Origin of the sequence: Porticoccus sp. (genome assembly GCA_023261185.1) — a bacterium.
Lineage (GTDB): Bacteria > Pseudomonadota > Gammaproteobacteria > Pseudomonadales > Porticoccaceae > Porticoccus > Porticoccus litoralis.
In genome coordinates this window covers 1-8,910 of record JALRJN010000093.1, presented here as the reverse complement: position 1 = coordinate 8,910, position 8,910 = coordinate 1, and the positions used below count along the sequence as shown (strand labels likewise).

Here is an 8,910-nt window from a genome sequence, read left to right as displayed (position 1 = left end):
TCGGCTTCGGCTTCGGCTTCGGCTTCGGCTTCGGCTTCGGCTTCGGCTTCGGCTTCGGCTTCGGCTTCGGCTTCGGCTTCGGCTTCGGCTTCGGCTTCGGCTTCGGCTTCGGCTTCGGGCAGGCTGATGTCGATGATTTCCAGATTAAGTAGGCTGCTGTCTTGTGCTACCGGTGGCGCTGTATAGGGGGCCGCAGTTGAGGTTGGATACTCCTCGGGTTCTGGCGTAGTTAGGTCAATCCCGGCGGTCAGGTCTACCCCTGTGACTGTTTCTTCTTCCCAGACCGCAGCGGGGGTTGGTTCTGGCTCCGGCGTTCCATCGGCGGGATCGCCTGAGAGCAGGTCGGTATCCATATCATCGTGGATAAGGAAGTCGTCTGCGTTATCGTCGGTTACAGTTTGGAATTCGGGTGTGTCGGGTAGGCCGAATAACGGGTTTTCAACCAGGTTTTCCCTGGCATTAAAGACCAGTAAACAGGCGCCGCAGCCAACCAGGCCATTGGCGGCTTGCAGTTGGGCTGGCATGGCGCGGAAGGAAACCGAGCAGCCCGGACAGCGAGTGATTATTTCATTCATCGACGGCAGGTTGTCCGGAAAATGTCAGCCTATTCTATCGACATGGCTCAGCGCTTGACAGCCGTAAGTCGGACCCATTGTTCCTGTTGTGCGGGTGGGTCGAAGTCAAACCAGTCGGCATAGCTGGCCATCACTTCTTCAGCCTGCTGTTCAATCAGGCCTGACAGGCAGAGTCTGCCACCCGGGTTGGTGAGTTCTGCGAGCTTGGGAGCTAGCTCAACCAGGGGGCCTGCGAGAATATTGGCGATGACGATATCGGTAGGCTGTTGTGGAGCCTGCTCGGGTAAGAATACAGCCACTTTTCCGGGTTCAAGGTGGTTGCGCTCAGTGTTGTCGAGGGTCGCGCTCAGTGCCTGAGGGTCGATATCGACACAGGTTGCAGATGAGGCGCCCAGTAGCAATGAGGCGATGGCAAGAATCCCCGAGCCACAGCCGTAATCGGTGACGCTCTTTCCTTTTGGATCAAGGCTGTCGAGCCACTGTAGGCACAGAAAGGTGGTTGGGTGGGTGCCTGTGCCAAAGGCCAGCCCCGGATCAAGCAGCAGATTTACAGCGCCGGGGTTTGGTGGCGCAATCCAGCTTGGGCAAATCCACAGGTGCGAGCCGCATTGAATGGGCTGGTAGTGTTTCATCCACTCCCTTTCCCAGTCGCGGTCTTCCAGGGGGGACCAGCGATAAGCTAGCTCCGGAAGATCTAACTGCTCCTCGAGAAAGGAGATGACGGCGGCTGTATCAACGCCGGCATCAAATAATCCGGTGATCCGGGTTTGTTGCCAGAGTGGCGTTTCGCCGAGCGCGGGCTCAAGAATGGGTTCGTCGGCATTGTCCTCGAAGGTGACGGATGCTGCGCCTGCGTCAAGCAGGGCATCTTCTATGTGTTCGGCAGATTGGCGATTGCTGTCGATGCGCAGTTGCAACCAGGGCATGGGTTCTCCAAAAGAAAAAGCCCCGTAATGGCGGGGCTTTGTCGTGTTAATCAGTGCTTGTTACAGACCCAATTTCTTCTCCAGGTAGTGGATATTCACACCGCCCTTGCGAAATTCAGGGTCACTGACCAGTTCGCGCTGTAAAGAAATGTTGGTCTTGATGCCTTCAATATGCAGCTCGTCCAGGGCATTTGCCATGCGTGACATAGCGGCATCCCGTGTCTGGCCGTAGGTGATGATTTTCCCTACCAGAGAGTCATAGTAAGGGGGTACTGTGTAGCCTGCATAAATGTGAGAGTCGACGCGGACACCGTTACCTCCCGGGGGGTGGTAGGCGGTAATTTTGCCGGGACTTGGCATAAACGTTTTCGGATCTTCTGCATTGATGCGGCACTCAAAGGCGTGACCCCGGAAGATGATGTCGTCCTGACTGAGGCTGAGTTTTTCGCCACTGGCGATCAGCAACTGTTGTTTGACAATATCGACACCGGTAATCATTTCTGAGACCGGGTGTTCAACCTGAACCCGGGTATTCATTTCAATAAAAAAGTATTTGCCGTCCTCGTAAAGAAATTCGAAGGTTCCGGCACCCCTGTAGCCGATTTCGATGCACGCGTTGACGCAGGCCGTGAAGACTGCTTGCCTGGCCTCATCGGGGATGTTGGGGGCGGGAGCTTCTTCCAGAACTTTCTGGTGGCGGCGTTGTAATGAACAGTCCCGGTCGCCAAGATGGATGGCATTTCCCTGGCCGTCCGCAAGAACCTGTACTTCCACGTGACGCGGGTTTTCCAGGTATTTCTCCATGTAAACCGTGTCGTCACCAAATGCAGCTTTGGCTTCCGAGCGAGTGATTTGAATGGCTTTTAGCAGCTCATCTTCCTCTCGTACCACTCGCATACCGCGACCACCACCACCTGCGGCGGCCTTGATGATCACCGGGTAGCCCACTTCACGGCCCAAGGCTTTACTGCGATCTTCATCGTCATTCAGCGGGCCATTTGAGCCCGGTACCGTGGGAACGCCGGCGGTACGCATGGCTTCGATGGCGGCTACCTTGTCGCCCATCATGCGAATTACATCCGCAGTGGGGCCAATAAAAATAAAGCCGCTTTTTTCCACCTGTTCGGCAAAGTCGGCATTTTCTGCCAGAAAGCCGTACCCGGGATGAACCGCCTGGGCATTGGTTATTTCCATGGCGCTGATAATGGCTGGTACGTTCAGATAGCTTTGCGCAGAGGAGTTGGGCCCGATGCAGACGGTTTCATCTGCGAGCAATACATGTTTCAGGTTGGCGTCGGCCGTTGAATGCGCGGCGACAGTGGTAATGCCGAGTTCTTTGCAGGCTCTTAAAATCCGCAGCGCAATTTCACCGCGGTTGGCAATGAGCACTTTTTCCAGCATTGCTGATAATCCTCCGGGCCGCAGTTTAGATGATCATGATCATGGGTTGATCGAATTCCACCGGCTCACCGTCTTCCACGAGAATGGCGCCAATGGTGCCAGACTTGTCGGCCTCAATCTGGTTCATCATTTTCATCGCCTCGACAATACAGAGGACGTCTCCGGCTTTTACCTGATGCCCTACTTCGATAAATGCCTTGGCGCCTGGTGTGGGCGAGCGGTAGAAGGTGCCTACCATGGGCGATTTGATGGCGTGGCCTTCCTGTTCGACAGGAGCTTCGGCGTCAGCCGGAGCTGGTGCCGCGGCAGCAGGGGCAACGGGTGCCGCCATGGGTGCTGGCATCACAAAAGGTGTGGCGGCAGCGGGGCCATTGCGGCTGATGCGAACGGACTCTTCGCCTTCCTTAATCTCGATTTCGCCGATGTTGGATTCTTCGAGTAACTCAATCAGTTTTTTGATTTTGCGGATATCCATCTGTGGTTGCTCCAAATGGTCTGATCAGGATTGTGTTTCAAGTTGTTGTAGTGCAGCCCGCAGGGCAAGCTGGTAACCGATACTGCCAAGGCCGCAGATCACGCCTTGTGCAATGTCGGAAAGGTACGAATGGCTGCGAAAGTCTTCCCGGGCATGCACGTTTGACAGGTGCACTTCAATAAAAGGGATTTCCACGGCGAGCAAGGCATCGCGCAGGGCAATACTGGTGTGGGTAAAGGCCGCCGGGTTAAAAATAATGAAGTTGACCCCTTCTTTTTTTGCGTCGTGGATGCGATCCACCAGCTCATATTCGGCATTGCTTTGCAGTGACAGCAGGTGATGCCCCTGTTGCAGGCAAAGGTCAGTGAGTGACTGGTTGATATCTTCCAGGGTTTCACTGCCGTACAGGCCGGGCTCGCGAGTACCGAGCAGATTCAGGTTGGGGCCGTTGAGTACCAGTATGGTTGCCATGATGTCCCCACTAGCAGTGTGTTGGGTTGTGTCGCGATCCCGCAGGATCAGGGGATTGATGAGAAGTCTGCCTCAAAATGGCAAAACTGTCCAATTTTTTATTTTTTGCAGATTTTAGCGACTTTTTCCAGTAGTTTTCGCAGAAATTTTCGCTCTTGAGGCGTCGTTTTTAACGTGGGGATGCGCTGAGGCGGGATGTTGCGGCCCTTTTCCCTGAGAATGCCGACAAAATCAGAGAAGTTGGTGCAAAATTCAAAAAATTGATGGTTTATTTGCCTATCTTCCGAGAAATAGCCAATAAAACGGTATTTTTTGTCAGTAGTTGGGGGAGGATGACGGGATCTTTCTGGCCTGCAGGGTAAAAGAGGTACAACGGGACCCCCGAGCGGTGGTGTCGATTGAGCAGTTGCGTGATTTCCGGATTGTAATTGGTCCAGTCTCCCTTGAGGTAGGTGACCTGCTGTTCACGAAAGGCATCGAACAAGCTGGGAGAGCTCAGCGCAATTTTTTCATTCGCAAGGCAGGTGATACACCAGTCGGCAGTAAGGTTAACAAACACGGCATCTTCCTGGGAAAGCAGTTCCTGCAGGCGCGCCTCGGTATAGGGCTCCCAGGGTTGGTCGTTGGATTCGCCGTTTTGGTGAGCCTGCCAGGGCAGAAGAATAGCGATGAGCAGACTCAATGCGGCAAGAGTTCGGGTCAATGCTGTCTTGCGTATGCCCAGCAGCCAAAAAGCAAATAAAAGCATCACTACACCGGCGATGATTGCAGCTACCGGGTCGCTGCCCACCTGTCTGCCCAGCACCCAGAGAAGCCAGACGGCACTTAAATACAGAGGAAAGGCGAGAAAACTTTTGAAATGATCCATCCATGGTCCGGGCCGAGGCAGGCGCCTGGTCAGGCCCGGCCACCAGGAGAGAGCAAGCAGAGGCAGTGCCATGCCTACCCCCAGGGCGCAGAATATGGCCATGGCAACCCAGCCGGGTTGGGCCAGGGCGAAACCCAGCGCGGTCCCCATAAACGGAGCCGTACAGGGGCTGGCTACAACAGTAGCAAGTAGGCCGGTCATAAAGGTGGCTGTGAGGCTGTGGCCTTGTGTGGTTGTCTGGCCAACGTTCATCAGGCGAGAGCCGAATGAAATCAATCCGGAAAAGCTCATTCCCATCAAGACAAACAGGTATACCAGCAATCCAACGAAGACGGGAGACTGTAGCTGAAATCCCCAGCCTACAGCCTCGCCCGCCCGGCGCAGTGAAATCAGTAGTGCCGCAATGGCCATAAAGCTGAGCACAATACCCGCCGTATACGCTGCTCCGTGCAGGTGTTTGTTATGGGGGCCGAGGTGCGCTTTTGCCAGGCTCAGCGCCTTGATGGAGAGAATGGGGAAAACGCAGGGCATCAGGTTGAGGATCATGCCTCCCAGAAGGGCAAAAACCAGCATGAGTATCAGGTTCGGTTTGCCAGGCTGGGGCTGTGTCGGGTTTAGAGATGCTGGTGAAAGGGCGCTGGCCTCCGATACTGTGTAACTGTGATTGTCAGGGTTGAAATCTAGCTTTTGGCTGCGTGGCGGGTAACAGAGTCCGGCATCGGCACAGCCCTGGGACTCAATGATTAGTGAGGTGGGTGCAGAAGGTGTCGGCACTGTCAGCTGGGTGTTGGAATAGTAAACCGTTAGCTCTTTTTCGTAATAATCGTCATAAATGGTCTTTCCAGGGAGGAAAGTCGGCGATTGAGTGATGGGTTTGTGATCTGTATCTAGAATTTTGAAGCGATGTTGGTAAAGGTAATAGCCTGGAGCAATCTGCCAATCCAGGATGAGCTGTTGATGCTCGTGGCGGGCAGACAACTGGTAGGCTTCTTCTACCGGCTGAAAGGTCGCTGCCGGGCTTGAGAGGGGGTCATTGCCGTTTGATTGCTCGAATAGCGTGTCAGCCGTTGCCGACAGACAAAAGAGGAACAATAGGGTCAGAAGATTGCCGGCAAGACGATTGCGCATGGGTGCTGCTCGTAAATACAAAAGTGATGGGTTTTGAGTTAATGATGCACGGTTGGTTCAGTATTGTACGGAGGGCAGCCGGTTGGCGCGAGAATCATTTTCCGCTCCCAGTGGCAATGTTATAGTCTCTCAGGTATTCGGGAAGAGCATGTTCTATGTATAAAAGGTTGCTGGTCGCAGTTTTGGCAATACTTGCGGTGCCGGTGATTGCCGGAGAGTTTGTGGTCCGTGATGCCTACATTCGCGGTTTGCCTCCGGGCCAGACGGTGACGGCTGCATTTATGACGCTGGATAATGGGCTTGATAGTGACTGCAAGCTGGTGGGGGCGTCCTCACCGCTGGCGGGAAGTGCCGAGGTGCATGCCCACAGTCACCACGGTGGCACCATGTCCATGCGGCCAGTGCCATCGCTGCTGATTCCTTCGGGTGAGCAGTTGCGACTGGCACCCGGGGGCTACCACCTGATGCTGTTCGGTGTTCAGGATGCACTCAAAGATGGCGATGAATACAGTATCCGTTTGTTGTTTGAAGGTTGTTCGGAAGTGGAGATCAAGGCTCCTGTTCGCAGCGTGCTGAGTGAGGGCAATAGTCGATGAAAATGCCTCGTTGGGCAAAAAAATGGTCACGTAAGGCGTCGGATGTGGGTGATGCACTGGTAGATGAATACACCGGTCCCCATAACCCCCTCTGGGTGCGTGCAAGCGTGACGGTGGTGTTGGTTTATGTGCTGACCATTCTTATCCTATGCTGGTATTGGGATAAAGAACCGGCGTTGTTTGACGTTGCGGAAAATGCTCAGTCCCGTGCCACAGCGCAGGTCGTGGGTGGTGTTTCCACTGCGACACTGATCGGTATTGTGGATACTCTGCTTACAAAGCGTGGCGGTTATCTCAGTAATGATATTGCGCCACCGGGCATGCTGATGGATAACATTCCCAATTGGGAATACGGTGTGGTGATTCAGGTGCGGGATTTTAACAAGGCCCTGCGCGAGGCGTTTAGCCGCTCTTTATCCCAGTCCACCGAAGATGGAGATCTCGCATTGGCGGAATCCAGATTCAATTTTGACCACAATAGCTGGATTGTGCCTGCCACGGAATCCGAGTACCGGGAGGGCATGCAGTACCTGGAAAGCTATCTGAAGCGCCTTAGTGACAGAGCCCAGTACGATGCACAATTCTACGCCCGGGCGGATAACTTACGGTATTGGCTGGGCACCGTGGAAACTCGGTTGGGTAGCTTGTCTCAGCGTTTGAGCGCCAGTGTCGGGCAGCGGCGTATCAATACTGACCTGGCGGGTGAGGCAGCGAGTCAGCAGTCCACCAATACGCCGGGTGAGCTGGTGGTAAAAACGCCTTGGTTGGAACTGGACGATGTATTCTATGAGGCTCGAGGTAGTACCTGGGCGCTCATCCAGCTGTTAAAGGCCATCGAAATCGATTTTGATGAGATTCTGCGTAAGAAAAATGCGCGGGTCAGCTTGCAACAGATTATTCGGGAGCTGGAGGGTACACAGCAGGCGGTATTTCCGGTCATACTGAACGGCGGTGGGTTAGGGCTGCTGGCCAATCACTCGCTAGTGATGGCCTCTTACATCAGTCGTGCCAATGCGGCCATTATTGACCTGAGGGAATTGCTAGCCCAGGGCTAGCATGGTTGAAAGGTGGCAACAGGAATGCCAAATAGGGGGAACAAGCGGTGGCTCAGACGATGAACACAGATATTCCCTCCAGCGTAAAGCTGGTGCCGGCGGCTGACTATGACTTGCTTCTGGCCGTTCTGGAGCACCAGGAACTAGGCATCATGCTATTGGATTCACGCTTGCGGATCCGCTTTTGGAACCAGTGGCTCGCCGACTGGACCGGGATGCCGGCAATGGATGTGGCAGACCGGGCATTTGATGGCCTTTTCCCCAGCCTGGTTGGTACTGCCTTTGCAATCGCTGTTGATGATGCTCTATTTCAGGGTAGGGATACCAGGTGGGATCAGCAGCGTGACCCGGGTCACCTGGACAGTGTGGAAGTGTTGATGTCGGGGGGGGCCCGTCAGATGCCACTGCACCGTATTCAGTTCACCGCAGTGGCTATTCCTGACATTGGTGACTGCTGCTTGGTGCAGATTGATGAAGCGCCGTTTAACAGTGTGGCCTCAGCTCCGGTTCAGCACGACAGGGCTTCTCCGCAATTGGAGGCTGAACGTTGCCCAGCCTACATGGAAACATCGCGCACGCCCATGTTGGTGGTGGACAATCAGAGCCTGATTCTTGATGCCAATGATGCCCTGCAGTCACTGTTTGGTTTTAGTCTGGAACAACTTCAGAATCGTCCGCTGAGGGTGCTTTTGCCCGGGCTGGATACAGATAGTAGTGATATCAGGCAGGCCCTGGAAGGCTCTGATGATGCTGAGGACGTTTTTGTCCTGGAGGGTGCCACTGCCAGCGGTGAAAGTATAACCCTGAGTGCCACATGCTTTCAGTCGGCAGCCAAGCGAGAAGGCTGGGTGGTGCTGTTTCGAGATGTCACGCTAGACTCGGCAAACCTGGAGGCGTTATTTCACCAGCGCAAGCTGATCAGCACTGTTTTTTCGCAGGTGGTGGACGGTATTTTATTGACAGATCGTCATGGCCTTGTAGAACACCTAAACCCGATCGGTATGGAGCTGTTGGGTTTTCATGATCCGCAGCCCAACCGTTATGTGGATGAACTTCTACCGCTAGTGAATGAGGCCGGTGAAGTGGTGGAGTCGCCCTGCCTGAGTGCGCTGGCAAGGGGAAAGGCGGTTTCGGTTCCGGAAAACACATTATTAAAAGTGCCTGGCCAGGAACCTCTGCAGATTGTGGCGACGGCGACACCTCTGCGTAATCGGCTCAATGATATTTCCGGCACCGTGCTGGTGTTTCGCTCCATCAGTGAGGCGCGTCGTGTTTCCACACGACTCACCTGGCAGGCCACCCATGATCCGTTGACTCAGTTGGCGAACCGCCGGCTTCTGGAAAACGAGATTCTAAAATCCATTGACGATGCGCATTCGGCTGAGCATACCCATACGCTGCTATACATCGACTTG

General features: G+C 54.4%; 9 protein-coding genes. 3 read left to right on the top strand and 6 right to left on the bottom strand.

The features are described 5' to 3' along the window. From ACYZYZ_RS08935 to ACYZYZ_RS08910, 6 genes are all read right to left on the bottom strand, one after another. Positions 1-575: MJ0042-type zinc finger domain-containing protein (locus tag ACYZYZ_RS08935; RefSeq protein ID WP_461484006.1), on the bottom strand; the 575-nt coding region annotated here is incomplete at its 3' end. Between the two features lie 47 nt (positions 576-622). Further along, positions 623-1,501, bottom strand: a complete 879-nt coding sequence (gene prmA / locus ACYZYZ_RS08930; RefSeq protein WP_461484005.1) for a 50S ribosomal protein L11 methyltransferase — start codon at positions 1,499-1,501, stop codon at positions 623-625. 60 nt (positions 1,502-1,561) lie between these two features. Further along, positions 1,562-2,902: an acetyl-CoA carboxylase biotin carboxylase subunit gene (accC, locus tag ACYZYZ_RS08925; protein ID WP_461484004.1), complete on the bottom strand. Its 1,341-nt coding sequence runs from the start codon at positions 2,900-2,902 to the stop codon at positions 1,562-1,564. 25 nt (positions 2,903-2,927) lie between these two features. Continuing rightward, positions 2,928-3,377 carry an acetyl-CoA carboxylase biotin carboxyl carrier protein gene (accB, locus tag ACYZYZ_RS08920; RefSeq protein ID WP_305170498.1) on the bottom strand — a complete coding sequence of 150 codons (450 nt, stop codon included), beginning with the start codon at positions 3,375-3,377 and terminating at the stop codon, positions 2,928-2,930. Positions 3,378-3,401: 24 nt separating this feature from the next. Continuing rightward, positions 3,402-3,848 (bottom strand): type II 3-dehydroquinate dehydratase, encoded by a 447-nt coding sequence (gene aroQ / locus ACYZYZ_RS08915; RefSeq protein ID WP_461484003.1) that lies wholly within the window; start codon positions 3,846-3,848, stop codon positions 3,402-3,404. A 268-nt stretch (positions 3,849-4,116) separates the two neighbouring features. Then, positions 4,117-5,844, bottom strand: a complete 1,728-nt coding sequence (locus ACYZYZ_RS08910; RefSeq protein ID WP_461484002.1) for a protein-disulfide reductase DsbD family protein — start codon at positions 5,842-5,844, stop codon at positions 4,117-4,119. A gap of 155 nt (positions 5,845-5,999) precedes the next feature. Between ACYZYZ_RS08910 and ACYZYZ_RS08905 the strand changes: the two genes are divergently transcribed. From ACYZYZ_RS08905 to ACYZYZ_RS08895, 3 genes are all read left to right on the top strand, one after another. Beyond that, entirely contained in the window at positions 6,000-6,440 is a 441-nt protein-coding gene (locus ACYZYZ_RS08905; RefSeq protein WP_461484001.1) for a copper chaperone PCu(A)C, read from the top strand. 2 nt (positions 6,441-6,442) lie between these two features. After that, positions 6,443-7,495, top strand: a complete 1,053-nt coding sequence (locus ACYZYZ_RS08900) for a DUF2333 family protein (RefSeq protein ID WP_461484007.1) — start codon at positions 6,443-6,445, stop codon at positions 7,493-7,495. A gap of 59 nt (positions 7,496-7,554) precedes the next feature. Next, a partial coding sequence (locus tag ACYZYZ_RS08895) for a PAS domain-containing protein (protein ID WP_461484000.1) occupies positions 7,555-8,910 on the top strand: 1,356 nt, incomplete at its 3' end.